Origin of the sequence: Streptomyces sp. NPDC007875 (assembly GCF_042868035.1) — a bacterium.
Lineage (GTDB): Bacteria > Actinomycetota > Actinomycetes > Streptomycetales > Streptomycetaceae > Streptomyces > Streptomyces antimycoticus.
The window spans coordinates 292,449-316,655 of record NZ_JBIADZ010000002.1; the positions used below are offsets into that span (position 1 = coordinate 292,449).

24 protein-coding genes, 1 pseudogene and 1 riboswitch are annotated in these 24,207 nt (G+C 70.8%); of the genes and pseudogenes, 11 read left to right on the forward strand and 14 right to left on the reverse strand.

Translation table 11 applies throughout. The annotated features are described in order from the left end of the window. Positions 1 to 93: 93 nt before the first annotated feature. The 3 genes from ACFYOY_RS05040 to ACFYOY_RS05050 are packed head-to-tail and all read right to left on the reverse strand — an operon-like array spanning position 94 to position 1,954. Complete coding sequence (locus tag ACFYOY_RS05040; protein WP_388584862.1) at positions 94 to 291, reverse strand: hypothetical protein; 198 nt, start codon at positions 289 to 291, stop codon at positions 94 to 96. Then, positions 288 to 1,598: an FtsK/SpoIIIE domain-containing protein gene (locus ACFYOY_RS05045; protein ID WP_388584865.1), complete on the reverse strand. Its 1,311-nt coding sequence runs from the start codon at positions 1,596 to 1,598 to the stop codon at positions 288 to 290. The genes ACFYOY_RS05040 and ACFYOY_RS05045 overlap by 4 nt, the downstream gene beginning before the upstream one ends. After that, the gene (locus ACFYOY_RS05050; protein ID WP_388584868.1) at positions 1,598 to 1,954 is read right to left on the reverse strand and encodes a hypothetical protein; all 357 of its coding nucleotides are present in this window, start codon (positions 1,952 to 1,954) and stop codon (positions 1,598 to 1,600) included. The genes ACFYOY_RS05045 and ACFYOY_RS05050 overlap by 1 nt, the downstream gene beginning before the upstream one ends. A gap of 169 nt (positions 1,955 to 2,123) precedes the next feature. Between ACFYOY_RS05050 and ACFYOY_RS05055 the strand changes: the two genes are divergently transcribed. Beyond that, positions 2,124 to 2,894 (forward strand): GntR family transcriptional regulator, encoded by a 771-nt coding sequence (locus ACFYOY_RS05055; RefSeq protein ID WP_365231403.1) that lies wholly within the window; start codon positions 2,124 to 2,126, stop codon positions 2,892 to 2,894. A 432-nt stretch (positions 2,895 to 3,326) separates the two neighbouring features. Here the strand turns inward: ACFYOY_RS05055 and ACFYOY_RS05060 are convergent, their stop codons facing one another. Next, entirely contained in the window at positions 3,327 to 3,617 is a 291-nt protein-coding gene (locus ACFYOY_RS05060; protein ID WP_388584872.1) for a hypothetical protein, read from the reverse strand. 196 nt (positions 3,618 to 3,813) lie between these two features. Beyond that, on the reverse strand, positions 3,814 to 4,089 hold the full coding sequence (locus ACFYOY_RS05065; RefSeq protein WP_365231493.1) for a hypothetical protein: 276 nt from the start codon (positions 4,087 to 4,089) through the stop codon (positions 3,814 to 3,816). Between the two features lie 634 nt (positions 4,090 to 4,723). Between ACFYOY_RS05065 and ACFYOY_RS05070 the strand changes: the two genes are divergently transcribed. Then, positions 4,724 to 6,016, forward strand: coding sequence for a tetratricopeptide repeat protein (locus ACFYOY_RS05070; RefSeq protein ID WP_388584874.1), 1,293 nt, complete (start codon positions 4,724 to 4,726; stop codon positions 6,014 to 6,016). Positions 6,017 to 6,150: 134 nt separating this feature from the next. On the opposite strand, the gene thiC is transcribed toward ACFYOY_RS05070, so the two are convergent. Beyond that, the gene (gene thiC, locus ACFYOY_RS05075; protein ID WP_388584877.1) at positions 6,151 to 7,920 is read right to left on the reverse strand and encodes a phosphomethylpyrimidine synthase ThiC; all 1,770 of its coding nucleotides are present in this window, start codon (positions 7,918 to 7,920) and stop codon (positions 6,151 to 6,153) included. Then, positions 7,913 to 8,030, reverse strand: a riboswitch (TPP riboswitch). Its footprint overlaps the gene before it by 8 nt. A 71-nt stretch (positions 8,031 to 8,101) precedes the next feature. Between thiC and ACFYOY_RS05080 the strand changes: the two genes are divergently transcribed. Further along, on the forward strand, positions 8,102 to 9,529 hold the full coding sequence (locus ACFYOY_RS05080) for a YibE/F family protein (protein WP_351883695.1): 1,428 nt from the start codon (positions 8,102 to 8,104) through the stop codon (positions 9,527 to 9,529). 178 nt (positions 9,530 to 9,707) lie between these two features. On the opposite strand, the gene ACFYOY_RS05085 is transcribed toward ACFYOY_RS05080, so the two are convergent. The 3 genes from ACFYOY_RS05085 to ACFYOY_RS05095 all read right to left on the reverse strand — a co-directional run bounded on the left by ACFYOY_RS05085 (position 9,708) and on the right by ACFYOY_RS05095 (position 11,273). After that, entirely contained in the window at positions 9,708 to 10,145 is a 438-nt protein-coding gene (locus ACFYOY_RS05085) for an SsgA family sporulation/cell division regulator (RefSeq protein WP_351883693.1), read from the reverse strand. Between the two features lie 414 nt (positions 10,146 to 10,559). Further along, the gene (locus ACFYOY_RS05090) at positions 10,560 to 10,754 is read right to left on the reverse strand and encodes a DUF5326 family protein (RefSeq protein WP_059143705.1); all 195 of its coding nucleotides are present in this window, start codon (positions 10,752 to 10,754) and stop codon (positions 10,560 to 10,562) included. Positions 10,755 to 10,955: 201 nt separating this feature from the next. After that, positions 10,956 to 11,273, reverse strand: coding sequence for a cupin domain-containing protein (locus ACFYOY_RS05095; RefSeq protein WP_351883691.1), 318 nt, complete (start codon positions 11,271 to 11,273; stop codon positions 10,956 to 10,958). 66 nt (positions 11,274 to 11,339) lie between these two features. Between ACFYOY_RS05095 and ACFYOY_RS05100 the strand changes: the two genes are divergently transcribed. From ACFYOY_RS05100 to ACFYOY_RS05120, 5 genes are all read left to right on the forward strand, one after another. Then, positions 11,340 to 11,720: a phage holin family protein gene (locus tag ACFYOY_RS05100; protein ID WP_020870012.1), complete on the forward strand. Its 381-nt coding sequence runs from the start codon at positions 11,340 to 11,342 to the stop codon at positions 11,718 to 11,720. A gap of 24 nt (positions 11,721 to 11,744) precedes the next feature. Next, on the forward strand, positions 11,745 to 12,332 hold the full coding sequence (locus ACFYOY_RS05105; RefSeq protein WP_351883689.1) for a low molecular weight protein-tyrosine-phosphatase: 588 nt from the start codon (positions 11,745 to 11,747) through the stop codon (positions 12,330 to 12,332). Beyond that, a complete protein-coding gene (locus tag ACFYOY_RS05110; protein ID WP_388584882.1) occupies positions 12,329 to 13,468 on the forward strand; it encodes a cystathionine gamma-lyase in 1,140 nt (379 codons plus the stop codon). Before ACFYOY_RS05105 ends, ACFYOY_RS05110 begins: the two co-directional genes overlap by 4 nt. A gap of 197 nt (positions 13,469 to 13,665) precedes the next feature. Then, positions 13,666 to 14,565 carry a LysR family transcriptional regulator gene (locus ACFYOY_RS05115; protein ID WP_388584885.1) on the forward strand — a complete coding sequence of 300 codons (900 nt, stop codon included), beginning with the start codon at positions 13,666 to 13,668 and terminating at the stop codon, positions 14,563 to 14,565. A 42-nt stretch (positions 14,566 to 14,607) separates the two neighbouring features. Continuing rightward, positions 14,608 to 15,165 carry an NUDIX domain-containing protein gene (locus ACFYOY_RS05120; RefSeq protein WP_388584888.1) on the forward strand — a complete coding sequence of 186 codons (558 nt, stop codon included), beginning with the start codon at positions 14,608 to 14,610 and terminating at the stop codon, positions 15,163 to 15,165. Between the two features lie 847 nt (positions 15,166 to 16,012). On the opposite strand, the pseudogene ACFYOY_RS05125 reads toward ACFYOY_RS05120, so the two are convergent. From ACFYOY_RS05125 to ACFYOY_RS05135, 3 genes and pseudogenes are all read right to left on the reverse strand, one after another. Continuing rightward, positions 16,013 to 16,753: pseudogene (locus ACFYOY_RS05125) on the reverse strand (pyridoxamine 5'-phosphate oxidase family protein); the annotation flags it as partial. An 89-nt stretch (positions 16,754 to 16,842) separates the two neighbouring features. Further along, entirely contained in the window at positions 16,843 to 18,399 is a 1,557-nt protein-coding gene (locus ACFYOY_RS05130) for a globin domain-containing protein (RefSeq protein ID WP_351883679.1), read from the reverse strand. A gap of 350 nt (positions 18,400 to 18,749) precedes the next feature. Continuing rightward, positions 18,750 to 19,382 carry an HAD-IB family phosphatase gene (locus ACFYOY_RS05135; RefSeq protein ID WP_351883677.1) on the reverse strand — a complete coding sequence of 211 codons (633 nt, stop codon included), beginning with the start codon at positions 19,380 to 19,382 and terminating at the stop codon, positions 18,750 to 18,752. Positions 19,383 to 19,550: 168 nt separating this feature from the next. Here ACFYOY_RS05135 and ACFYOY_RS05140 point away from each other — a divergent pair, with 168 nt between their 5' ends. The 3 genes from ACFYOY_RS05140 (at position 19,551) to ACFYOY_RS05150 (ending at position 21,134) form a co-directional block, all read left to right on the forward strand. After that, complete coding sequence (locus ACFYOY_RS05140; protein WP_388584891.1) at positions 19,551 to 20,057, forward strand: DUF2269 domain-containing protein; 507 nt, start codon at positions 19,551 to 19,553, stop codon at positions 20,055 to 20,057. Between the two features lie 67 nt (positions 20,058 to 20,124). Further along, the gene (locus ACFYOY_RS05145; RefSeq protein ID WP_388584894.1) at positions 20,125 to 20,601 is read left to right on the forward strand and encodes a MarR family winged helix-turn-helix transcriptional regulator; all 477 of its coding nucleotides are present in this window, start codon (positions 20,125 to 20,127) and stop codon (positions 20,599 to 20,601) included. A 77-nt stretch (positions 20,602 to 20,678) separates the two neighbouring features. Continuing rightward, positions 20,679 to 21,134 (forward strand): GNAT family N-acetyltransferase, encoded by a 456-nt coding sequence (locus tag ACFYOY_RS05150; RefSeq protein ID WP_388584897.1) that lies wholly within the window; start codon positions 20,679 to 20,681, stop codon positions 21,132 to 21,134. 61 nt (positions 21,135 to 21,195) lie between these two features. On the opposite strand, the gene ACFYOY_RS05155 is transcribed toward ACFYOY_RS05150, so the two are convergent. Then, entirely contained in the window at positions 21,196 to 22,479 is a 1,284-nt protein-coding gene (locus ACFYOY_RS05155) for an SGNH/GDSL hydrolase family protein (RefSeq protein ID WP_351883669.1), read from the reverse strand. A gap of 328 nt (positions 22,480 to 22,807) precedes the next feature. Continuing rightward, on the reverse strand, positions 22,808 to 24,196 hold the full coding sequence (locus ACFYOY_RS05160; RefSeq protein WP_388584900.1) for a serine hydrolase domain-containing protein: 1,389 nt from the start codon (positions 24,194 to 24,196) through the stop codon (positions 22,808 to 22,810). Positions 24,197 to 24,207 lie beyond the last annotated feature (11 nt).

The following is a 24,207-nucleotide window of genomic DNA, read 5'->3' on the forward strand; positions in this document are numbered from 1 at the left end:
GGTGTCCGGTGCGGGTCCTGCGGTAGCGCTCCCCCTTACAGACGGGGCAGCGGACACGACGCATGGTCATCTGGTGGGGCCTCCCGGGGTGGTCTAGCCGTTGTGGGTGAAGCCGGACAGGAGCCAGTTCACGAGGCCATCTGCGGTGAAGATGACGGGGGTCTGGCCCAGGTACATGCCGAACAGGCCGATCAACAGCGCTTCCCACCACCGCACCTCACGGGAGCGGACCAGGAGCACGGTGGCGAGCCCGAACAGCAGCGCCAGAGGAAGAGCGGCAGCCTCGCTCATGCGCCCTCACCCCTGTCCAGGTCTTCCAGCGCGCGGGTGACCCCGGGCAGGCGGAAGGCCAGGCCCGCGTATTCGGCCGCCGTGACTTGGGCGGCGGCGGGGGTGGTCAGGTGGGACCGCCCGCGCATCCAGCCGCCCGTATCGCCGGTGGTCACGGCGACGCCCGGTTCGGCCTCACCGATGGACTGCGCCACCGCCACGGCATCCTTGTTCAGATCACCCAGGGCCATCTCAGCCGTTCCCGGATCGTTGACGCGATGGCAGACACGGCCGCTCAGCTGAGCCCGCAGCGCCGTCACCCCCGGTCCGAGATCGGAGCCGACCCGTTGCCCGGCCACGATCAGATGCACCCCGAGCGCCGCCCCGAGTTGCGCCAGGCGGAGCAGGTACGTCGAGCACTGCTCAGCCTCCGCCCGCTGCTCTCTGGCTCCGTTGGTGAGGTAGAGCTCGGCGATCTCGTCCACGACGACGACCACGGGCACCGGGCGTTCCTTCTCCGGCAGCTCCCATATGGAGCGCGCCTGGGCCGCACGGCACGTGCGCATCCGGTCCTGGACATCGACCACCAGTGCCCCGAGCACGGCGACCGCTTCACTGCGGCAGGTGGCCAGGGCCGAGAGCCGCTGTCCGAACAGACCCAGTTCCATGCCGCCTTTGCAGTCGATGCCGACGATGGCGACGGGTTGCGGTGCGAGTTCGGTGATCAGCCGGGCGATCAGGGTGGACTTGCCCGTCCGGGTTGCGCCGACGATCAGCCAGTGCGGCACCCGGCGGAAGTCGATCACCCACGCGCCACCGGTCTCCAGCGCGCCGACCACCGCCGACAGCAACGACCCAGGCACCTCCCCCGTGGGCTGCTCGGGGTGTTCCAGCGGATCAGCCGCCGTCGCGGTGATCTGGACGATGCCGCGTTCGGGCGAGACGACCCGCACCGCGTGCACCCGCCAGGCGTGCGCTAACGCCTCAGCCGCCGCCAGGAACGGCGCCGGAGTCTGCCCCGGATGCAGCCGCACCCGCACCGACAGCCCGTTCGGCATCGGCCGGGGGATGGAGCAGCGCGGGGCATGGGTACGCAGGGGGTCCCCCTTGACCGCCAGGTCGCCCAGCAGGCGCCGGTTGGGCTTGTGGGAGACGGTGAGGTCATTGAGGTGAGCGACCTTGCGCCAGGTGACCAGCACCCGCAGCGCGGTACGCGGGTACCCGGTCACGTACCAGCGCCAGTGAGGCCACCGCTCCGGCAGACGGGTGGCGAAGACGAGCGTCCAGGCCAGCGCCACCAGCACGGCAGGGAGGAGAAGCTGACTCATCAGGCACCACCACCCTTGCCCGCCGGGGCCGTTGTCGATGAGGCCGGTACGGGGGTGATGGCAGCGGCGCGGAAGCTGATGCCGTGACGGTCGCCCATGGCCCAGGCGAACGCCTCCAGGCCCGTCACCCGCACCTCCGAGCCCTCTACAACGCCTTTGGGTTCTCCGGGGACGGCGATTTCGATCACCGAGACGCGCCGCCCGTCCTGCCGCACGGTCACGGCGACGGTGTAGACCGTGTTGCCGTCCCGGTCCTTCTTGACCTCCTTGCTCTCAAAGTCCGCGATCTTCGGTTCGGGCCCGACGGCGCACCGCAGTACGCCGAGTCGGGTGGTGTCCACAGGTATGGACTGCATGGGTTGTGGGCCTCCTTGGCCAGCCAGACGCCACACGTTACGTGACGTCACTCGTGCTTACGAGTCCCCAACTATGCCTGCCTTGACGACAGGAGGCAAGTACTTATGCTTACGAGTGACATCAGTTCACGTCAGAACCGCAGACGACAGGTGACGAGGAGAGCCCGGCATGGGAGAGATCCAACGGCCCGGAGCGCTGTATCAGCAGGTCGCGGCCGAGATCCGCAGCGGTATCGCAGCAGGCGAGTACAAGCCCGGGAGCCCGCTCCCCTCAGAGGCCCAGCTCATCGAGCGCTACAAGGTCAGCCGCCCCACCGTCCGCAAAGCCATCGCGGCACTCCGCGCGGAAGGGCTCATCGAAGTCATCCACGGCAAGGGCAGCTATGTGCGTGCCCTGCCCGCCCCGGCGGTCACCATCGAGCGCACCATCACCCGCAGCGGCACAACCTTCCGCACCGGCCACCACGCATGGGAGCAGGCCGAGCCTCCGGCCATCTACCGCACCGCGACGACCGCTATCACGGGCCCACTGCTCGGACTCGACGAGGGGGAAGCGCTGTTCGGCGTTGACCGGCTGCTGGCCGACCCCGACACCGGAACCCGCGCCCTGCACAGCGTGCTGATCCCGTTCGCCACCGCCGACGAGGTCGAGCAGCTGGCAGAGGCGCCGGATGCCGAGCCGGAACAGATCTACGCTCTCCTCACCGCTGCCGGACACAAGCTCACCTGGCACGAGACCGTGAGCGCCCGCATGCCGCTACCCGACGAGCGCAGCACGCTGGACATCCCCGACGCGACCCCGATCCTCTACACCGTCCGCGTCACCCACGGCGCCGAGCAGCGCCCGCTGATCCTCGAAGAGCTCCGCGCCAGCGCCGACCGCGCCCAAGTCGCCTACCGCATCACCGCCGACAGCCCCCGCCAACTCCACGCCGTCTGAGCCTCCGAACGGCGAGGTGTCGAAACCTGTCTTCACTTACTCAAGGGCGCGCCTGCGGCGCGCCGGGCGGTCCGGCCGCCCCGCCGGGCTGCGGCCTGTCGGCCGGTCCCGTCGGGCGCCCACCGCCCACGCTGGCCAGCGCACCCGTGATCGCTCGCCGGGGAGCCGACCGCCGTTCGGGGCGGGGGCGTTGTGGCTGGGGCCGACGGCCTACGCGGCTTTTAGGCAGCCACCACGGGGCGAGCCTCTAAGAACAGGGGGCCGATCGGTCGCAAACGCGGGCAGGATCACAGACCCGCCCGATTCGCCGGGCCAGCGTAAGGCCCCCTGTTCTCTCGCCCCGTGGCAGCTCCCGCCCAAAAGCCGCTACGGCCGGCGGCGTGCCCACAGCGCGCCACTCAGGCACCGCACGCCCGCCACCGGCCACCCCAGTCACCCCGCCCTGCCCAACCGGGCCACCGCCACCCGCGCCAGCAACGCCACCTCACGCGCCGACCCCGGAGACAACTCAAGCCGCACCACCCCGCCCCCGTCCGGGCCCGAACCGGCACGCAGCCGCACCCCCGCCGACTCCACGCCGACGAGGCTCAGCGCATCGCCCAGCTCGGCCGCAGCCTCCCGCGCGTCCCGCCAGCCGCTCAGGTAGTCCACTCCGCGCACCCATATCCCCGCCTCCAGGTCCGCCGCCTCACCCTCGAACCTGTCGTCCCCAAGGCCGCACATTGGTCAAGTCCCCTTCTCTGCAAGCCAACTGACAGTCAACGACCGGGCCACGTCGAGCGGGAGCACGACGACGACCCCGGTACCATCGGCACCGGGGTTCATCGATCCCCAGCCGGACCACCCCGAGCTGTCCAGGCGGAGGGGTGGTCCGGTGATGCTTCTTCAGTTGTTGCGCGTGATTCCGTCCGAACCGACCTCAGTACCTCTGTCGGCCACCCGGGTAGCGCACCGGCTTTCGGCACTCCGGCGCGTCCTCGGGCGCGGGCTCGCCGCCGAGCGCGTAACACAAGGCGGCATGCAACTGCTCCGCCTCCGCCACCGTCAGCACAAGCGGCGCAAGCGTGAGGTGTTTTCCGCAGCGGGCCACCGCCAGAGGCAGCACAAGATTGCCGTCCTTTTCACGGCGCAGGCCCCGCCCCGGCACGGGATAGACGTGCCACTCCTTCGAGGTCCCGGACAGAGCCCTACTCATTCGGCCTCCCGCCCTCATGCGCAGAAGGGCCATAGGAGCGATCGTGCGGCTCACCGTCAGATAAGGCAGGCAGCCGCCCGCCCCGGCTTTCGGCGACCCTCAGCGTGTCCCGCAGCCCTTCACACAGGCGCTTGACCAAGAACCGCATCTCAACCTCGCCCGCTTGGGGATCAGCAAGCAACATGCCCGCGCGGCCCAGAAGTTCGGATGCAGTGTGGAGTTGTACTGCCTCCATCTCGTCAGCCAGTTGCGACAGCGGACTGTCGCTGTCATCCGTCACCAGGTAACAAGGCCGCCCTGCCGTGTTCGGCCACGGCAGTAAACGAGGCCGCTTATTCATCGCGTGGTCACGTTGCCGGGTTTCCCTCGCGTTCACGACACGGACCGCCATCTCTGATCACACCTGCCGAGACCCTCCCGGCAGGGTGACCCGAGATTGCACCCCAGGTCCCGGCCGTCGCTCCCCCCTCTTGGGGACCCCCCTCGTGGGTACACTCGCGAGACGAGAGGGCACACAGATCAGAACGAAGATCGGACCAGAAGAGACGTAGGTCAATCACGATGGGGAAGTGAGATGACCGAAGCTGCACCGACACCGGCAGCTCTCCCGCCTCATGTACTAGAGCGCGCGGACGTGCGGTCGGCGATCGCCAACCACGACTTCGGCGAAGTCTTCAGACTGGCCAAGCTCCACGGAAACATCAGCTACGCCAAGATCGCCGAGGCCGTCGGCTACAAGCGCGAGCACATCGGCAAGATGGCCCGACCCGAGACCGACGGCAGGGGTGTTCGCCCACGGATCACTCAGTTCCACAAGATCCTCGAAGTGGTGGATGGTCTACGCATCCCCGGTCACCTCGCGGGAGTCGCCCCGCGCCCCTGGGAGCTGGAGCGACCCGCCAGGACCACTCACCTGGAAGATCCAAGCACCCTGATCTCACAGGGTGGCGCTGGTATCTGGGACATCGCGGAGATGCTGCGGCGCACGGAGATGTCCAGCATCAACAGCGCGGCCCTGGAATCGATCGAGGAAGGCATTGACCAACTGGCCCGTGCATACCCCTACGCCGACGCCGACTACCTGCACGACCGCACCCGGAACGGCTTGCAGTACGTCACCAAGCAGCTCGAAGGCCGGATGACCCTCCGCCAGCACCGGGAACTCCTCGTGGACACCGGATGGCTGTTCCTACTGAACGCGTGCGTCCAGTACGACCGGGGCCAGCGCGAGGCCGCCAATCTCAGCAAGGCCGCCGCGCTCCGGATTGGCGAGGAGGCAGGGCACAGCGAGATCAAGGCTTGGGCGTGGGAGATCGAAGCGTGGTTCGCCCTCACCCAGAGCCGTTGGCAGGACATGCTCAACGCCGTCGAGGCCGGGCATGTGGCGGACCAGACGCACTCTGTCGGCGTCCAGCTCTACGCCCACAAGGCACGCGCCGCTGCCCGCATGGGAGACGCCCGACTCGTCCGCCAGTCCCTCGACGCCGGACGCGCCAGGCTGGACCGACTTCCCAGGCCGGACCACCCCGAACATCACTTCATCATCGACCCGGACAAGTGGGACTTCTACGAGATGGACGCCTACCGTCTCCTCGGAGACGACGAGCGCGCCGCCACCCACGCCCGCTCAGTGATCCGCATCAGCACCGGCCCCGACGGCACCGAGATCTCACCCATGCGCGCCGCAGAAGCCCGCCTCACGCTCGGAGTCGCCGCCGCCCGCACGGGCGAGATCGAAGAAGCCATCGGCATGGGCACCACGGCCCTGGAAGCCGACCGCAAGTCCCTCCCGTCCCTGCTTTTAGTCGCCGACGAGCTGGACAGGGAACTACGCGCCAGGTACCCACGCGAAGCCGCGGCACGAGACTTCCACGAACAGATCATGACCATCAAACGCGGCACCGCCAGACCCGAGCTTCCCTTCTGAACCCGATACACATGGTCCGGGCCCCGCATCCTCATGGAGCGGGGCCCGGACCGTGTTGTGCGATCTCGTGGTGGGGCACAGCGAGCGATGGAAGCCGTAGGAAGCCTCCACCGCTCACTGGCACGGGCAGGGGATCAGTCCGCGAGCGGCAAGTACACGCGGTTGCCCGCTGCCGCGAACTCCTTGGACTTCTGGAGCATCCCCGCCTCGATCTCCTCGGGCGTCGCGTCGGCGTCGCCGCCGAACTGCTCTGTGATGCTTCTGCTAATTTTCATCGAGCAGAACCTGGGCCCGCACATCGAGCAGAAGTGCGCCGTCTTGGCCGGTTCCGCCGGGAGGGTTTCGTCGTGGAAGGAGCGGGCCGTGTCCGGGTCCAGGGCCAGGTTGAACTGGTCCTCCCAGCGGAATTCGAAGCGCGCGTCGGAGAGCGCGTCGTCCCATGCCTGGGCGTCCGGATGGCCCTTGGCCAGGTCGGCCGCGTGGGCGGCGATCTTGTAGGTGATCACGCCGGTCTTGACGTCATCGCGGTCCGGCAGGCCCAGGTGCTCCTTGGGCGTGACGTAGCAGAGCATCGCCGTGCCCCACCAGGCGATCATCGCGGCGCCGATGCCCGAGGTGATGTGGTCGTAGGCGGGGGCGATATCGGTGGTGAGGGGGCCCAGGGTGTAGAAGGGGGCCTCCTCGCAGATCTCCTGCTGGAGGTCGACGTTCTCCTTGATCTTGTGCATCGGGACATGGCCCGGGCCCTCGATCATCGTCTGGACGCCGTGTTCCTTGGCGATACGGTTGAGCTCGCCGAGCGTGCGCAACTCCGCGAACTGCGCCTCGTCGTTGGCGTCGGCGATCGACCCCGGGCGCAGTCCGTCGCCCAGTGAGTACGTGACGTCATACGCCGCGAGGATCTCGCACAGCTCCTCGAAGTGCGTGTAGAGGAAGGACTCCTGGTGGTGGGCGAGGCACCATGCCGCCATGATGGAGCCGCCGCGGGAGACGATGCCGGTCTTGCGGCGGGCGGTCAGCGGGACGTACGGCAGCCGGACGCCGGCGTGGACGGTCATGTAGTCGACGCCCTGCTCGGCCTGTTCGATGACCGTGTCCTTGTAGATCTCCCAGGTCAGCTCCTCGGCCCTGCCGTCGACCTTCTCCAGCGCCTGATAGAGCGGCACGGTGCCGATGGGGACCGGGGAGTTGCGCAGCACCCACTCGCGGGTGGTGTGGATGTTGCGGCCGGTCGAGAGGTCCATGACCGTGTCGGCGCCCCAGCGGGTCGCCCAGGTCATCTTCTCGACCTCCTCCTCGATCGAGGAGGTGACGGCGGAGTTGCCGATATTGGCGTTGACCTTCACCAGGAACCGCTTGCCGATGATCATCGGCTCGATCTCCGGGTGGTTGACATTGGCCGGGAGGACGGCGCGGCCCGCCGCGATCTCCTCCCGGACCACCTCGGGGGAGACGTTCTCGCGGATCGCCACGTACTCCATCTCCGCCGTGATCTCGCCCCGCCGCGCATACGCGAGTTGGGTCACGGGGACGCCCGCGCGGCCGCGCCGCGGCTGGCGTGGGCGGCCGGGGAAGACCGCGTCGAGGTTGCGCAGCCCCCCGCGGGGCGAGGTGTGCTTGATCCCGTCGTCCTCGGGGCGGACGGGACGGCCCGCGTACTCCTCCGTGTCGCCGCGGGCGACGATCCAGTTCTGCCGCAGCGGCGCAAGGCCACGGCGGACATCCGTCTCGATGGTGGGGTCGGTGTACGGGCCGGAGGTGTCGTACAGCGTCACGTCCTGGCCGTTGGTGAGGTGCACTCGGCGGACCGGGACGTGAAGGTCCGGGCGCGAACCCGCGACATATCCCTTATGCCAGCCGAATTCGGCGTTCTCGGCGCGCGATGGTGCATCCTGCTGAGTCATGAGACCCACTCCCTACGCCGGCATTACCCGGTAACAGGTTCAGCGGTCGGCGCAGCTGTCAGCGTCAGCGCCCTCTCAGCCCGGTGCTCCGAGCTCCCGCGATTGCAAAGGTTCGTGCCCACGCTAACGGTTTATCCACAGTGCTGAACAGGGGGCCCACTCCTCTTGCGATGATGCGACCGTGACCGCCATCCAGCAGGACCACCCGCCCGAGCAGCCCCGCCCCTCCGATCAGGCGCACGACCAGGGCCATGGCCATTCCCACGGCCACTCCCACGGTCATGGCCCCGCCGCTCCCGTCTCCGCCCGCCTCCGCAAGATCATCGCGGCGGTGCTCATCCCCTTCGCCGTCGCCGTCGTCGCCGGTCTGATCGTGCTCTGGCCGGGCGGCACGCCCGACCACAAGGCGAGCGGCCGCAGCGGTCTCGGCTTCGACCAGCAGACGGTCGCCGGACGGGTGGTGAAGGTCGAGGAGGTGAGCTGCGCCGACGTCAACGCCCAGCCGCAGGCGCCCACCGAGCCCGGCCAGGACAGCGCCGCCCAGAACGGCACCCCCGGGCAGGGCGGGAAGAAGAGCGTCTGCGAGAAGGCCACCATCGAGGTCACCTCGGGCAAGGACAAAGGCCGCACCTTCCCCGAAATCGTCCAGCCCAACGCCTCACGTCAGTTCAGCGCCGGGCAGGAACTGAAGCTGGCGTACGCCCCCAAGGCGCCCAAGGACCTGCAGTACTCCGTGTCCGACGTCGACCGGTCGATGCCGATGGCGCTGCTGGCGGGGCTGTTCGCGCTCGCCGTCGTGGTGGTGGGGCGGCTGCGCGGGGTGTTCGCCCTGGTAGCGCTGGCGATCAGCTTCGGGGTGCTGACGCTGTTCATCCTCCCGGCGATACTCCAGGGTTCCAATCCGCTGGTGGTCGCGGTCGTCGGGGGCAGCGCGATCATGCTTCTCGCGCTCTATATGTGCCATGGGCTGACGGCCCGTACATCGGTCGCCGTGCTCGGCACACTGGTGTCACTGCTGCTGATCGGGGTGCTGGGCTCGCTGTTCATCGCCTGGGCGAGCCTGACCGGGAACACGGACGACCAGACCGGGCTGGTGCACGGCCTCTATCCGAACATCGAGATACGCGGGCTGCTGCTCGCGGGCGTGATCATCGGCTCGCTGGGCGTGCTGGACGATGTGACGGTCACCCAGACCTCGGCGGTGTGGGAGCTGAGGGCCGCGGACCCGACCACGTCCCGGCGCAGGCTCTACGGGGCGGCGATGCGGATCGGGCGGGACCACATCGCCTCCGTCGTGAACACGCTGGTGCTGGCGTACGCGGGCGCGTCGCTTCCGCTGCTGCTGCTGTTCTCCATCGCGGACAGCGGTGTGGGCACGGTCGCCACGAGCGAGATCGTCGCGGAGGAGATCGTACGGACGCTGGTGGGCAGCATCGGGCTCGTCGCCTCGGTGCCGGTGACCACGGCGCTGGCCGTGCTCGTGGTCTCCGCGGACCGCACCCAGGCGGTGGACGGCGGCCCGGAGCGAGGGGCCGACGCGGGCGGCACCCAGGAAGCCCGGACCGGCCGGGGCGGACGCGGGCGGCGGCGCCGACCCAAGACGCGCTGAGCGGCCGGGCGACAGCGCGCCGAGCCGCCGGGTGGAGGCACGACGAGCCGTTGTGCGACGAGAACCTCAGCCCCCCGGGCACGCCGCCCGGCCGGCTCGGTCATCCGGCCGGTTCGGTGATGGCGGACGGTTCGGCCGCGGCACACCGGTCCTCGGCCCGCCGCCGCGTATCCGGCCCTCAGCCCGCGTACCGGTCCTCGGCCAGGATGCGGTGGAGTTCGGCGTCGAGATCGCCGGCCGGATCGCAGGCCGCCGGCTCCTGGCCGAAAGGCACCACCCGGTCCGTCCGATCGAGGAAGGCCACCAGGGGGGCGGCCCCGGCCCGGAACAGGGCCCGTTCACAGCCGACTTGGAGTCTGATGAAGACGTCCGAGAGCCCCTCGGGGGAGGCGGGAGCGATGCGCACATCCCCCTCACCGGTGGGTCTGCTCAGCCCGTCCAGCAGCAATTCCCGCGCGAAGGCCCAGCTCACCGGCGCGTCGCCGGGCAGGTGGAAGGTGATCTCGACGGCATAGGGGTCGCTGCTGTCGTAGGACAGCTCGACCGGGATCCGGAAGGAGAGATCCTGCGAGACCAGGAAGGTCATCGTCACTTCCGCCTGAACTGTGTCACGCATGTCACGCATCGTTCGCCGCCCCGGGTTGTTTGCGCATGGCCGACTCTGGAGCGTAGCGACTCGATTGCTGTGCGGAGTCGGTTTGCCTCGTGTGAGGGAACGAAAATGGCCAGTGTTGCCATGGGGAGACCCGCGGGGCCGGACGACGTGGGCCCGGTGGGCGGGAGATCGGGGCCGGCGCACCGGCCGTATCGAAGATCGCTGTCGTCAACAGGCACCCCCGGGGTGTTGTTGCGAGGCAGACGCCGAGAGGAAGAACGCCGAGATCTCGCACTCTAACGGCAGGGGTGGCGCCGGGCCGCGCTCCCGCCCCGGCGGTATCCCCCGCGCGGCGTATCAGCGCGCGGTGGGGGTCCGCAGGGCCTGCGGGGATGCGTCAGGCCCTGGGGGACGCGGCGAGCGCCGCGGGGCGGGTCAGGCGGTGAACTTCCGTACGACGTAGATCAGCCCGGCGATCAGCGCCACCAGCAGCAGCGCCTTGAAGACAAAGCTCACCAGGAACCCGATCACGCTCATGATCAGACCGCCGAACACGGCGAGGATGAGGACCGGTATCGCGATCCAGGTCACCCACCATGGCAAGCCCCGGAATATCCCCTTCGTGGTCACGTAACTCCCTGCTTTCTCTCCGAGCCGTGGGTCCGGACGCCGACGGCCGGTCTTCCCTGCCGTCGATGCTAGGACGGGACGGAAGCGCGCGGGTGTCCCGCGGCCCCCGTCCTCCCCTGACCGGACCCCTACGGGACCGTCCGGCCACCCATCGGCTCCGCGGTGGACAAGCCCGCGGACGGCATCAGCCCTCGGGGGGTGTCAGCCCTCCGGCGGCGAGAACACCACCAGCACCCGCAGGTCCTCGGTGATCTGGTGGAACTTGTGCGCCACGCCCGCCGGTACGTACACCACGCTGCCCCGCGCCACTTGCGTCGTCTCCATTCCCACCGTGACCGACGCCCGGCCGCTCACCACCACGTAGACCTCGTCCTGGTTGTGCGGCGACTGCGGATCGGGCTGGCCCGCGTCCAGCGCGTACAGCCCCACGGACATGTTCCGCTCCCGCAGGAACTGCAGATACGCGCCGTTGTTCGCGGCCCGCTCCGCCTCCAGCTCATCCAGCCGGAACGCCTTCATTCGCCTCTCCACCCCTGTCTACGGGGCCCCTGCCTGCCGCGGGGCCTGTCTGCGACGATCTCAACCATGAAGAATTTTCTCGTCAAGACGATCGCGAACGCCGGTGCCCTCGGCGTCGCCATCTGGCTACTCAAGGACATCACGCTCACCGGTGACAACACCGGCCGCCAAGCGCTCACCCTCATTCTCGTCGCGCTGGTCTTCGGCGTGGTGAACGTGGTGGTCAAGCCGATCGTCAAGCTCCTGGCTTTTCCGTTGTTCATCCTGACCCTCGGACTGATCACGCTGGTGATCAACGCCCTGATGCTGCTGTTGACCTCCTGGCTGGCCGGAAAGCTGGATCTGAGCTTCGACGTCGACGGCTTCGGCACCGCGGTGCTCGGTGGCCTGATCGTCTCCATAGTCGCGTGGGCCCTGCACGTCGTGCTGCCCGATGACAAGGACTGATCCCGGCCGGGGATGATGAGAGGCATGAGAGACCCGTCGCCCTACCGTGTCTGCTTTGTCTGCACCGGCAACATATGCCGCTCGCCGATGGCCGAATCCGTCTTTCGCGCCCACGCCGCGGAGGCCGGGCTGGACGGCCGTGTCGAGGTGGACAGCGCGGGCACCGGGCCCTGGCACGAGGGCGACGGGGCCGACCGCCGCGCCATCGACGTGCTCACCGCCCACGGCTATGAGCAGGATCACATCGCGCGGCAGTTCCGGGCCGACTGGTTCGATCACCTGAATCTGGTGATCGCCCTGGACAGCGGCCATCTGCATGAGCTGCGCGCACTCGCGCCGACCCCGCACGACGCCGCGAAGGTACGGCTGCTGCGCAGTTACGACCCGGACGCGGACCAGAACGCGCTGGGCGGCCTCGATGTGCCCGACCCCTACTTCGGCGGGACGGACGACTTCGAGGAGTGCCTGGACATGATCGAGGCCGCCAGCGGCGGGCTGCTGGACGCGGTCACCGAGGCCATCGACGCCGCGGAGAGCGCCGCCGAGAGCGCCGAGAGCGGGAAGAGCGCGTCGGCCGCCGATGGGCCGGACGCGGGGAAGGAGTCCGCATGACCGGCGACGGCACCCGCGCCGTGCGGGCCGGGCTGCCCGAGGCCGAGGCGTACGAGCCGACGCTGCCTGGCCCGGTCTTCGCCGCCCACTACCACCTCCCCGGCGAGGCCGCCGGCCCCTACACCTACGGCCGGGATGCCAACCCCACCTGGTCCCTGCTGGAGCGGGCGATCAGCGAGCTGGAGTCACCGGGCACCGACGCCGAGACGGTCGTCTTCTCCTCCGGTATGGGCGCGATCTCCGCCGTACTGCTGTCCCAGCTGGGTCAGGGCGACGCGGCCGTGCTGCCGGCGGACGGCTATCAGCTGCTCCCGGCGCTGGCCGAGCGGCTGGAGGGCTACGGGGTCACCGTGCGCACCGCCCCGACCGGCGAGGACGCCCAGCTGGACGCCCTGGACGACGGGACGAAGCTGCTCTGGCTGGAAACTCCGTCCAATCCCGGACTGGACGTCTGCGACATCCGCCGGCTCGCCGAGGCCGCGCACGCCGGCGGCACGCTGGTCGCCGTCGACAACACCCTCGCCACCCCGCTCGGCCAGCGGCCGCTGGAGCTCGGCGCGGACTTCGCCGTGGCGAGCGGCACCAAGGCACTCACCGGCCACGGCGATGTGCTGCTCGGCTATGTGACCTGCCGCGATCCGCGGCTCGCCGCCCAGGTGCGGGCCTGGCGCAAGACAGTGGGCGCGATCCCCGGCCCCATGGAGGCCTGGCTCGCCCACCGCTCCCTGGCCACTCTCCAACTGCGCGTCGACCGCCAGGCGGCGACCGCCCTGGCCCTTGCCGAGGCGCTGCGCGACCGCCCAGAGATCACCGGGCTGCGCCACCCCGGTCTGCCGACCGATCCCGCCCACCGGGTCGCGGCCGGGCAGATGCGCGGCGGGCGCTTCGGCTGCGTGGTCTCCTTCACCCTGCCGGACAAGGAGTGCGCGGAGCGCTTCCTGGACGCGCTGCGGCTGGTGGACGACGCCACCAGCTTCGGCGGGGTGCGCTCCACGGCGGAGCGGCGCGGACGGTGGGGCGGCGACGCGGTGCCCGAGGGATTCATCCGGTTCTCGGTGGGCGCGGAGGACCCGGACGATCTGATCGCCGATGTGCTGCGGGCGCTCGATGCGGCATCCGCCGCGGCGGGTGGCTGAAAGCGGGCGGGTACGCCTGTGCGGGCGTCTCAAGCCTCCCCCCTCGTGGCTTGAGACGCCCCGGTTCTTCTCGTGGAGAACCGCTCGAACAAGGCTAGTTGACTCAGCGTCAGTGTCCAATCACAGTAGCGACATGGACCTATCGGCATATTTATAGTTGTCGTGCGTGCGGGGCGCGACGAGGCGAGGGGAACCGCATGGATCTGGCCCTCTTACGCACCTTTGTCGCGGTTCACCGCGCCGGGTCCTTCACCCGCGCCGCCGGGCTGCTCGGCCTCTCCCAGCCCGCCGTCACCGGCCAGATACGCACCCTGGAGCGGCAGCTGGGCCGCCCCCTGTTCCTCCGTACGGCGCGCGGCGTCGTCCCCACCACCGTCGGGGACGAACTCGCCCACAAGGCCGCGCCACATCTCGACGCCCTCGTGGAGATCACCGAGGCGGGTCTCGACGACGACCGCTCGGCACTGCGCACCCTGCATCTCGCGGGCCCTCCGGAGTTCACCGCGCTGCGCGCCCTGCCCGCGCTGACCACCCTCGTCACCCAGGGCCTGGCGGTGCGCTGCGCCTTCGGCAGCACCGAGGAGCTGTTCGAGGGGCTGGGCGCCGGCCATCACGACCTGGTCATCACCACCGCCCGGCCGCGGGGCCGGCTGCTGGCCGCCACCCCGCTGTGCGACGAGGAGCATGTGCTGGTCGCGGCCCCGCGCTGGGCGGCCCGGCTCGGCGGTCCCGCGGTGCTCCAGGTCAAGGGGGTACGCGCGCTGGAGGCGCTGCCCGTCGTCGAGGTGCACGAGAGCCTGCCGCTGGTCACCCGCTACTGGTCGGCCGTCTTCGACACCCGGCCGGTCACCGCCGGCACGATCATCGCGCCCGATCTGCGCGCGGTGCTCGCCTGCGTCGCGGAGGGCGCCGGGCTCGGCGTTCTGCCGCGCTATCTGTGCATGGACGCGCTGGACGCGGGGGAGGTGGTGGCGCTGCTCAACCCGCCGGTGCCGCCACTGCGCACCTATTTCCTGGTGGTGCGGACGGGGGCGCTCGCGCTGCCGCATATCGCGCGGGCGCACGAATGGCTGTTGCGCGTGGCTGTCGACTGGTGAGTAAGTGGTTTCGCGGGGCGAAGGGTGCGGCAGATGTCCTGCATGACCGAACGACCTGTGGTCAAGCGCACCGCTCGCGCCATTCTCCTCGAGGGCGAGGCCGCCCCAAGGATGATCCTGATCAAGCGCACCAAGCCCGGCCAGGCGCCGTACTGGATCACTCCGGGCGGCGGGATGGAGCCCGAGGACGCGACCGTCGTCGAGGCCCTGCACCGCGAGGTGGACGAGGAGCTCGGGGCGAAGGTGACCGATGTGGTGCCCGCGTTCGTGGACACCGTCCCGCATCCCGATGAGGGCGCGGACGGCGCCGGAGGCGCCGAGGGCTCTGGCGGCTCTGGCGGCTCTGGCGGCTCTGGCGGCTCTGGCGGCTCTGGCGGGGTGAAGGTGCAGCACTTCTTCGTCTGCAGACTCGCCTCGATGGACCTCACCCGGCGGCACGGCCCGGAGGTGGACGAGCCGTGCGGGGAGTACGACGTGGTGAGCGTCCCGTTCACCCGCGAGGGGATCGCCTCGGTCGGGGTGGTGCCGCCCTCGCTGCGGGCCTACCTCGACGCCAACATCGAGGGTGTACTGGCCCTGCTCGCGGACGACCTCGGCTAGGGCCGTCCGGCGGTGCTTCGCGGGGCAGGGCCTAGCGGAACCAGCCGCCGAACGGCTGCTGGGTCTTCCGGGCCGCCCGCTGACGCGCCTCGGCCAGCACCCGTTCGGCCTCCTCACGCCAGGTCTCGGGGCCCGCGTCCGGGCGTACCTCCGGCCGGATGGCCGGGCTGAGATCGGCGCGCGCCACGGAGGGCTGCGGCGCTTGCCCAGCCGAGTCAGCCGGTTCGGCCTGCGCGGCTGGTGGGGTCTGCGGGCCTGGGGCGGCCGGCACGGTCTGGCCAGGAAGGTCCACCGGCCGCAGGGCTGGTGGAGCGGCCGGGGCCGCCTGGGCCTGAGGGCCCGAATCTGCCGGAGCCGCCTGGGCCCGAAGGCCCGCGACCGCCGGGACCGACGGGGTCTGAGGGTCCGAGACCGATGGGGCGGCCGGGGTCTGGGGACCCAGGGCAGCCGAGACTGCCGGGGCGGCGGTGGGGGACTGAAGATCCGGGGCGGCAGGGGCGGTTGAGATCTGAGGGCCCGATACCGCCGAGGTGGCCAGGGCCTGAGGACCTGGGGCCACCGGGGCTGCTGTGGTGACCGAGTCCTGAGAGCCCGAGACGCGTGGCGTGACCAGGGTCCGAGAGCCCGGGACCACCGGGGCGTACGGGACAGGCGGGGCCTGAAGGCCCGGGACGGCCGGGGCCGCCGGGGTGACCGGGGTCTGAGGGCCCGAGACGGCTGCCATGGCCAGAGCCTGCGTCCCCGGGACCACCGGGGCGTACGGGACAGGTGGGGCCAGAAGCACCCGGACCGCAGGGGCCACCGGGGCAGGCCGACCGGGCAGGTCCGCCGGTTGCGGGGTCGGCGGGGCCGGCGGGGTGATGGGCGGGGTGGGCGGGGTCCGGCGGCCGTCGCGCGCCTCGGCGGCCGCACCGAAGAAGTCGCCGCCCTTCCGCTTGACGTCGTCCGTCCCCCAGTCCCGCTCCCGGTCGTGCTCGAGGGGCTGGTCACCGGAGGGTCCGCGGTGCCGGTTCCCGCCTCCGCCGGTGCGTCGCTGCGCTGGGACCTTCTGGAGGTGCGGGATGTGCTTGGCGCAGTGGATGTACGCCTCCTCGATGGTCACCTCGACCCACACCACCGCGCGCCGCCCCGGCACCGGGTCCACCGGCAGGCCGGGGTGCGCCTCACGCATCTCGGCGTCCTCCACCACCCGGGCCCGGCCGTTCACGTGCAGCCCGATCCGGTCCCGGAAGAAGTCGACCATGAGAATGCCGACGTGGGGGTTCTCCTGAATATTGCCGAGACTGGCCAGGACCCCGTTCCCCCGGTATTCGGGATAGGCCAGGGTGCGCGCGTCGAGTACCCGCAGAAAGCCGGGCGGACCGGCACGGAAGGTGTTGTCACACTCCCCGTGCCCGTCGGAGGTGGCCAGGAAGAACATTTCCTGACGGTCGATGAACTCCCGCATCCGGGCGTTGAGGTGGTCCAGCACCTGTTCGTCGTAGAAGCGGTCGGCGCGGTCGACCGTGTCCAGCCGCCGCTGCAGAAGGTGTTCGCCGTCGCTCCCCGGACGCCACGCGCGGTCGTCGAGGTGCTCCGCACTGTCCACGGTTCTCGTCCCCGTCCTACTGATTCGCCGTCCGGAATCGCCGGAATGTTTGCCTCATGTCCGTGTTTCGCCGTCTGCCGTCCGCGCCCCTATTCCGCGGCCGCGGCGAGCTCCTCGATGGAGTCGTGCCGGATGCGGTGGGACGGAATGCCGATGCCCACCAGGGCATCGACACCGCTGCGGATCATCCCGGGCGGCCCGGAGAGATACGCGTCGAACGCGTTCCAGGGGCCGTACTGCCGCACGGCGTCCGGCAGCCGGCCGCTGAGGCCGTTGGTCGGGCCGTCGGAGACGACGGGGCGGACCGCGAGCCACGGATGCTTCTGCGCCAGCCGCAGCATGGTGTCGATGTCGTACAGGTCGTGATCATTGCGGGCGCCGTAGAAGACCTCGACCGGACGGTGGCGGCCGTAGTCGGCGACGTCCTCGACCAGTGCCTTGATCGGCGCGATACCGGTGCCGCCGCCCAGGCAGAGCAGCCCGTTGTCGCTGGAGTGGTCGACCGTCATGGACCCGGCGGGGGGTCCGAGGCGGATCACATCGCCGGGGCGGGCCCGGTGCACCAGCGCGGAGGACACCCATCCGGCCGGGACGGCCTTCACATGGAAGGAGAGCAGCCCGTCGGAGCGCGGCGCCGAGGCGAACGAGTAGTGCCGCCACACCCGCGGCCACCAGGGCGTCTCCACTGAGGTGTACTGGCCCGCCAGAAAGGGGTACGGCTGGTCCGGGCGGACGGTGATCACGGCGATGTCGTGGGTGCGCGGCTCATGCCCGACCACCTCGGCCTGCCACCACGCGGGGGCGCGCAGCTCGTCCTCGGCCGCCGCGTCGATCATGATCTGGGAGATCGCGGTGTAGGCACGCACCCAGGCGGCCTCGGCCTCGTCGGTCCAGGTGGTGACCGCGTAGCGGGTGAGCGCGCCGATCAGGCATTCGCCGACGGCGGGGTAGTGCTCGGGCTGGGTGCCGTACTTACGGTGGCCGCGGCCGAGCCGGGTGAGGAAGTCGGTGAGGATGTCGGGGTCGTCGATGAGCCGGGCGGCGGTCAGTATCGCCTTGAACAGCCGGTCGCGCTGGGCGTCCATGGCGGCGGGGAAGAGCGGCCGCAGCTCGGGGTGCTGGACGAAGAGCAGCGCGTAGAAGTACGAGGTGACCTTGTCGCTGATGGGCTCGACTTCGGCCATCGTGCGGCGCAGGAGGATCGCGTCGGGCGAGGCGGTCTCCGGGACGGCGAACGGCGAGTCGGGGCCGGGCCGCACGTCCTGCGGGGCCGGGGCCTCATCGGGACGCTGATGCTCCTCGCGCCTGGGGGGCATGGGGCCGGGGGCCGCAGGCCCGGGGGCCCGACGCTCGTCCGCCCTGCGGTCATCCACCCGACGCTCGTCCACTCGGCGGTCGCCCGCCCGCGGGCCGGACGGCCCCGGACCGGGCGCGGGGGGCGGCTCCACGGGCGTACGGCGGTCGGCTCCGGTGCCGACCGGCCGTATCGGATTCACCGGGCGGCTGGGCGCACGCTCATCGCTCTGCCGGTCCGGGGGCCCCTGCTCCTCGGCCGGTCGCCTGCTCGGGGTGAACCAGCCCCAGTCGCCACTGTTTCCGCCGGAGCCGTCACTGCCGGCCGACGATGTGGTGGTCGGAGCGTCCATGGTTGCCTCGCCTCGAACATCTTTCTGTCGGTCTTCGCACTTCCGCTGCCGGAATGTGCCCGCAATTCCCCGTCCTGGTGCCCTGGTTCAAGCGAGAATGGTCGTGCCGACCCTCTCCGTGACTCTCTTCGGGAAGCATGCCACGCTCGTTCCCCACCCCGGGCACATAGCCCGAAGTCCGGGGAACGGGGGCCGCGTTCCCGTTATGCTGGTTGGCCCGGGATGCCCGTTCTGACCCCGTTACAGCACGCCGCACGGAACCGGACCCGACCCTACCGGCCCCGGATGAATTCACAAGCCCCAAGTGCACCACATTCGTTACACCTACCAACTCGCGTAATTACCGATAGTTACGTGCGGTTACCCATCAATTCGTAAGCCTCTCGGAGATCACGACCGGCATAGGCATGGGATGCGATTTCGCTCACATGGTGGTCGGCGTTCACGGCGACCGAGACCGGCACCACCGTGAACAGCTCCGCGTCCGAGAGGGAATCCCCGTAGGCCACGCAGTGTTCCCTGGTCAACCCGAACTTCGCACAGAGTTCATCGGCGATCCGGACCTTCGCGGCCGGGGTCAGGATCCCCGCCGGATCCACCGGCTCCCGGAACGGCACGGCGGGCCAGGTTGATCCGTAGGTGGCGTCCGCGCCCCAGTCCAGCAGCCGCGACACGAAGAAGCCCGGCGAGAGCGAAATCACCGCACAGCGCTCGCCCCGCGCCCGGATGTCCGCCCACACCTCACGGATCCCCGCCAGCCACGGCGCCCCCTCGAACGCCGCCGCCACATGGGCCTCCGTCAGCTCCTCCCACAGCGCGCAGGCCCGCTCGGCGAACTGGGCCGTCGTCAGCTCCCCGCCTGCGAACGCCCGCTCCAACGCGGCGATCTCCCGCTCCAGACCGAGCTGCCGGGAGATCTCGATCGCGGCGGCGGAGCCGTGGATGAGTGTGCCGTCCAGATCGAACAGATGCAGTCTGGTCATATCAGCCGAGCGTAGAGGCAACCGCCCGGGCCCCGCCGCCCCGGTCCTGCTCGGCGTGGTCTGCTGTGCCCGGCGCCGCCGTCCCGGCCCGCGCCCGCCGCCGGGAGTACGCGTGGATACTCCTGCCGTCAGACGCCGCGGGGGTTGCCGCGCCGCCACGGTGGGAGCATGCAGCAGCTCACCCGCCCCGTCCGCCGGGGCCTCCTCGTCGTGCATGTCGTCGTCTCCGTCGGATGGCTCGGGCTGTCCCTCGGGATGCTGGCTCTGGGGATCACCGGGGCCGTGGCCGACTCGGCCGAAGAGGCCGGGGCGATGTACCGGTCCATGAATGTGCTGGGCGACTGGCTGCTGATTCCGATCAGCCTGCTGTCGCTGGCCAGCGGGATCGTGCTGTCGCTGGGGACGCCCTGGGGGCTGGCCCGCCACCGGTGGGTGTACGTGAAGTTCTGGCTGACGCTGGTCACCACCGGCGCCACGGCGTTCGCACTGCGCGCGCGTATCGACGCCGCGATGGCCGATGTGGTGGCGGGCCGGGCGGTCGGGGCAACCACGGATCTGATCGTGGCGCCGTCGGTCAGCCTGGGCGTCTATACCTTCCTCACCGCGATCTCGGTGACCAAGCCCTGGGGGCTGACCGCCCGGGGGCGGCGACTGCGGGCGACAAAGCACCAATAATTGCATACGCGGTCTTTTTCATCGCTGGACTATCCTGGAATCTGCTCACCCACCAAGGAGGGGTTCCATGCCGGAGAAGGCGCACAGCGCCATCGCCCCGCCCGCAGGGCAGGCCCTCGCCCAGGGCTGGTGCGCCCTGTCCTCCCTGCACGGCCGGATAGAGACGCATATCGAGCGTGCGCTGCAGGCCGGGCACGATCTGAGCGTCCGCGAATTCTCCGTGCTCAACGTCCTCAGCGGACAGCACGACGGCGATGGCGGACATCTGCAGATGAAGCAGCTCGCCGACTCCGTCGTGCTCAGCCAGAGCGCCACGACCCGGCTGGTCACCCGGCTGGAGCACCGCGGGCTGCTCTCCCGCTACATCTGCCCCAGCGACCGCCGCGGCATCTACACCAACGTCAGCGACGACGGGCTCAAGCTCCTGGAGGACGCTCGGCCGACGCACGACGCGGCGTTGCGCGAGGCCCTGGCCGACGCCGCCCGGCGGCCGGAACTGGCACCGCTGGTCGTCGCCGTCGAGAGGCTGACGGCCACGTACTGATCACCACCGGCCGTGAGCTGCTTGCCCCTGGCCCGCCGCCCGTCCGGGGCTCGCGGGCCCCGACATAGGCTCACCGCATGAGCGACTTCGAGATACGGCGCGCGACCGCCGACGACATCCCGGCGATCGTGGCCCTGCTCGCGGACGACCCGCTCGGCGCCCACCGGGAGACCCTGGACGACCCGGCCCCGTACCGCGCCGCCTTCGAGCGGCTGGACCAGGATCCCCAGCAGCGGCTGGTCGTCGCGGTACGGGACGGCCGCACCGTCGGCACCCTCCAGCTGACCGTGATCCCCGGGCTGTCGCGGCGCGGCGCCACCCGCTCGATCATCGAGGGGGTCCGGATCCACTCCGAGGAGCGCGGCGGCGGCCTCGGCACCCAACTGATCGAATGGGCCGTCGAGGAGTCGCGCCGCGAGGGGTGCGCCCTGGTGCAGCTCACCTCGGACGCGACCCGTATCGACGCCCACCGCTTCTACGAGCGGCTCGGCTTCGAGGCCAGCCACGTCGGCTTCAAGCTGCCGCTGGCCTGACCCGTCCCTCCCGGCCCGTCCTGCCCGAGCTGACATGACCTGACCTCACCACCGGGCGGCCTCACAGCGTCGTGAGGTCGATGGCTTCGGCCATCCGCCGGTAGCCCGCGTCGTTCGGGTGCTTGAAGTCGCCCGAGTCGTACGCCGGGTCCAGCCGCAGCGGATCGGACGGCGAGGCCATGACCTTCGCGAAGTCGACGACCGCGTCGAAGGCACCCGAGGTACGGATCCACTCGTTGATCGCGGCACGCTTCGCCTCCGAGCGCGGGGTGTGGTACTCAGCGCCCTTGAACGGGAGGATCGTTCCGCCGATGACCTTGATACCGCGGGCATGGGCCAGGTCGATCAGCTCCCGATAACCCGCGATCACGTCTTCCGCCGACACCTGCGGATTGGGCTTGTAGGTGGGCAGATCCACCTCACTGAAGCCGATGTCGTTGAGCCCCTCGAGCAGGATCACCGACCGTACGCCCGGCTTGTCCAGAACATCGCGCCGGAATCGGGCGCCCGCCCGGTCCCCGTACCAGGCCGAGTCGTGCAGCAGCAGATTGCCGCCGATCCCGGAGTTGAGGACGGGGCGCGGGGTGCCCGCGGCCGCGAGACGCTCGGCCAGCAGATCCGGCCAGCGGTGGTCGGCGTCGTCGGTCGAGCCGAAGCCGTCGGTGATCGAGTCACCGAAGGCCACCACCGTGCCCGGGTGGCCGGGGCCGCCGGTGACCTCGACATCGGAGAGGTAGTACCAGGAGTGGGTGGTCTCGGTGAAGGCCGTCCCGGTGCGGTCGGCGCGATGGTCGCCGGCCGCGCGGTAGCTGCGGGCGTATGCCTGGGCGTGGAAGGTGGCGGCGCCGGTGGGACGGTCGAAGTACAGCGTGACCGTGACCGGCTGACGGGGCGCCACGCGCAGCGGGGCCGCGTCGCTCACCGTCTCACCGCCCGCCGGGATCTCCACCGGCCGCCGGTGCCCGAAGGTCAGCGCGCGCACGCTCGCGCCCTGGACGGAGGCGCCGTGCGCGGTACGGGCGATGGTCGCGCCCGCGATCCGCAGCGGCGCGGAGCCATAGCGGTTCGACAGCCGGATCCGGGCGGCCGTGCCGCCACCGGTGACCCGGACGACCTGACGCACGGTCTGGGCGGTGCGCTCGGCGAAGCCGCTCTCGGCCCAGTTCTTCTCGAAGCCCGCGCTGGGGCGCTGGACGGGGGCGGCCCACCCGGCCGACCAGACCGTCCCCGGCCGGTCGCGGCCGGCCGCCGGGCCTCCGGGCCGGGCGGCGGCCGTCCCGGAGGCGGCCATGACGGTGGTGAGGGCGAGCAGGGAGGTACTGAGGCGAAGCGTGGACGAGCGCATGGCGGGGCTCCTGAGGGAGGGCGGGGGAAGGGCGGACCAGGCCGCTCCGCTACGGGGCACGGAGCACCCGAGTGCTGCCGTACCGACGTACGGCAGTACGAGAGCACCTGAGTACCGGCGTACCGAAGCGCGGGAGTACCCGCGTACCGAGTACCGGCGTACCGAAGTACCGGGGACCAACCTGCCGCCCACCGCACCGCCGACCCAGCCCCCGGCCGTGCGTACCACTGGCGGGGTCAGGCTGTGAGCGCCGAAGCCCGCGAACCACCGGAACCCGATACCACCGGAACCCGCGCCCCCCGGATCACCGCACCCCGCCCCCGCCCCCTCAGAGCGCCCGCCAGCCCCCCGGGTCGACCCCGCCGGGCACCACGCCGTCCGGGGCGTAGGGCTCCCGGGTGAACACGAAGGTGCCCAGGTCCAGATGGGCGGGGGCGTCGCCCTCCCCCTCGACCACCCGCAGCGTCTCCCCCGCGTAATAGCCGTCGAGCCCCGTCCAGGTGCCGTCCGGCTCGGCCTTGAAACGGGAGGCCCGGCCTCCCTGGGTGGCCGGGGAGAGCTCCAGACCGCGGTCCGCGCGCAGCCGCAGATGGTAGGCGCGAGGGCCCCAGTACCAGGGGCCGGTCAGCGCCAGCAGCGCCGGATCGGCCTCGGTGAGCGGCCGCCAGGGCTTGGGGATACGGGGCTCGTGCTCCGCCACGATCCCCATGAGGTCGGCGGCGATGGCGCCGATCGCGGGCCCCGAGGTGGTGTTGGCCAGCGCGATCCCGGCCAGCCGATCCTCGGCGCTCACCCACAGCGAGGCCAGGAAACCGGGCATGGAGCCGGTGTGGCCATGGAGGAACCGCCCGCCGTGACGGACGAGCTGTGTGCCCAGGCCATAGCCGCCGTCCCAGTCCCTCTCCTCGGGGGCGACGGCGGGCGCCCGCATCTCGGCGAGCGACTCCGCGCCGAGCACCCGCGCGTCCCCGTCCAGCAGGAAGGCGGCGAAGCGGGCCAGATCCCCGGCGGTCGACCAGAGCTGCCCGGCCGGGCCCATCCGTCCGGTGTCCTCGGCCGGCTCGGGCAGCAGCACGTCCGCCCAGGGGTGAACGGCCCATCCAGCGGCGTGTGGGGCCTGCGGCTCCAGCGACGTACGCCCCATCCCCAGCGGCTCCAGCACCTCATGGGCCAGCACCTCGCCCCAGGGCGCCCCGCGCAGCCGCTCGACCAGCGCACCGAGCAACGCGAAACCGGGGTTGGAGTAGTGGTGACGGCGGCCCGCGGGGTGGACCAGCGGGCGCTCGCCGAAGATATCGGCCGTCTCGGGCCGCAGCGCCCCGGGCGTGCGCTCCCACCACGGGCCACGGGCCTCGGCGGCGAGCCCCGAGGTGTGGGAGAGGAGCTGGGCCACGGTCGCACCCTCGGCCTGCGGCACGTCCAGATGCTTGGCCAGCGGATCGCCGAGGTCCAGCAGCCCCTCGTCACGCAGCCGCATCACCAGCACCGCCACAAAGGTCTTGGTCAAGGAGCCGATGCGGTACTGGGTGTCGGCGTCCGGTGCGGATCCGTCCACGCGGCCGCGCGAGCCCGTCCACACCAGCCGCCCCTCCCGCACCACGGCCCCCACCAGGGACGGGGCACGGCCCTCGGCCTGGCCGAGGGCGACGCGCCGCAGCAGGGCACGGCGGGTGGCGGGCAGCGGCTCCGTGAACTCATCCGCGTCGCGTGTGGTCATGTCGGCACTGT

Bases quoted from the DNA above. Each gene is read 5' to 3' on its own strand.
- ACFYOY_RS05040 (WP_388584862.1), bottom strand. From the start codon at position 291: ATGAGCGAGGCTGCCGCTCTTCCTCTGGCGCTGCTGTTCGGGCTCGCC.
- ACFYOY_RS05045 (WP_388584865.1), bottom strand. From the start codon at position 1,598: ATGAGTCAGCTTCTCCTCCCTGCCGTGCTGGTGGCGCTGGCCTGGACG.
- ACFYOY_RS05050 (WP_388584868.1), bottom strand. From the start codon at position 1,954: ATGCAGTCCATACCTGTGGACACCACCCGACTCGGCGTACTGCGGTGC.
- ACFYOY_RS05055 (WP_365231403.1), top strand. From the start codon at position 2,124: ATGGGAGAGATCCAACGGCCCGGAGCGCTGTATCAGCAGGTCGCGGCC.
- ACFYOY_RS05060 (WP_388584872.1), bottom strand. From the start codon at position 3,617: ATGTGCGGCCTTGGGGACGACAGGTTCGAGGGTGAGGCGGCGGACCTG.
- ACFYOY_RS05065 (WP_365231493.1), bottom strand. From the start codon at position 4,089: ATGAGTAGGGCTCTGTCCGGGACCTCGAAGGAGTGGCACGTCTATCCC.
- thiC (WP_388584877.1), bottom strand. From the start codon at position 7,920: ATGACTCAGCAGGATGCACCATCGCGCGCCGAGAACGCCGAATTCGGC.
- ACFYOY_RS05085 (WP_351883693.1), bottom strand. From the start codon at position 10,145: ATGCGTGACACAGTTCAGGCGGAAGTGACGATGACCTTCCTGGTCTCG.
- ACFYOY_RS05095 (WP_351883691.1), bottom strand. From the start codon at position 11,273: ATGAAGGCGTTCCGGCTGGATGAGCTGGAGGCGGAGCGGGCCGCGAAC.
- ACFYOY_RS05100 (WP_020870012.1), top strand. From the start codon at position 11,340: ATGAAGAATTTTCTCGTCAAGACGATCGCGAACGCCGGTGCCCTCGGC.
- ACFYOY_RS05105 (WP_351883689.1), top strand. From the start codon at position 11,745: ATGAGAGACCCGTCGCCCTACCGTGTCTGCTTTGTCTGCACCGGCAAC.
- ACFYOY_RS05110 (WP_388584882.1), top strand. From the start codon at position 12,329: ATGACCGGCGACGGCACCCGCGCCGTGCGGGCCGGGCTGCCCGAGGCC.
- ACFYOY_RS05115 (WP_388584885.1), top strand. From the start codon at position 13,666: ATGGATCTGGCCCTCTTACGCACCTTTGTCGCGGTTCACCGCGCCGGG.
- ACFYOY_RS05120 (WP_388584888.1), top strand. From the start codon at position 14,608: ATGACCGAACGACCTGTGGTCAAGCGCACCGCTCGCGCCATTCTCCTC.
- ACFYOY_RS05130 (WP_351883679.1), bottom strand. From the start codon at position 18,399: ATGGACGCTCCGACCACCACATCGTCGGCCGGCAGTGACGGCTCCGGC.
- ACFYOY_RS05135 (WP_351883677.1), bottom strand. From the start codon at position 19,382: ATGACCAGACTGCATCTGTTCGATCTGGACGGCACACTCATCCACGGC.
- ACFYOY_RS05140 (WP_388584891.1), top strand. From the start codon at position 19,551: ATGCAGCAGCTCACCCGCCCCGTCCGCCGGGGCCTCCTCGTCGTGCAT.
- ACFYOY_RS05145 (WP_388584894.1), top strand. From the start codon at position 20,125: ATGCCGGAGAAGGCGCACAGCGCCATCGCCCCGCCCGCAGGGCAGGCC.
- ACFYOY_RS05150 (WP_388584897.1), top strand. From the start codon at position 20,679: ATGAGCGACTTCGAGATACGGCGCGCGACCGCCGACGACATCCCGGCG.
- ACFYOY_RS05155 (WP_351883669.1), bottom strand. From the start codon at position 22,479: ATGCGCTCGTCCACGCTTCGCCTCAGTACCTCCCTGCTCGCCCTCACC.
- ACFYOY_RS05160 (WP_388584900.1), bottom strand. From the start codon at position 24,196: ATGACCACACGCGACGCGGATGAGTTCACGGAGCCGCTGCCCGCCACC.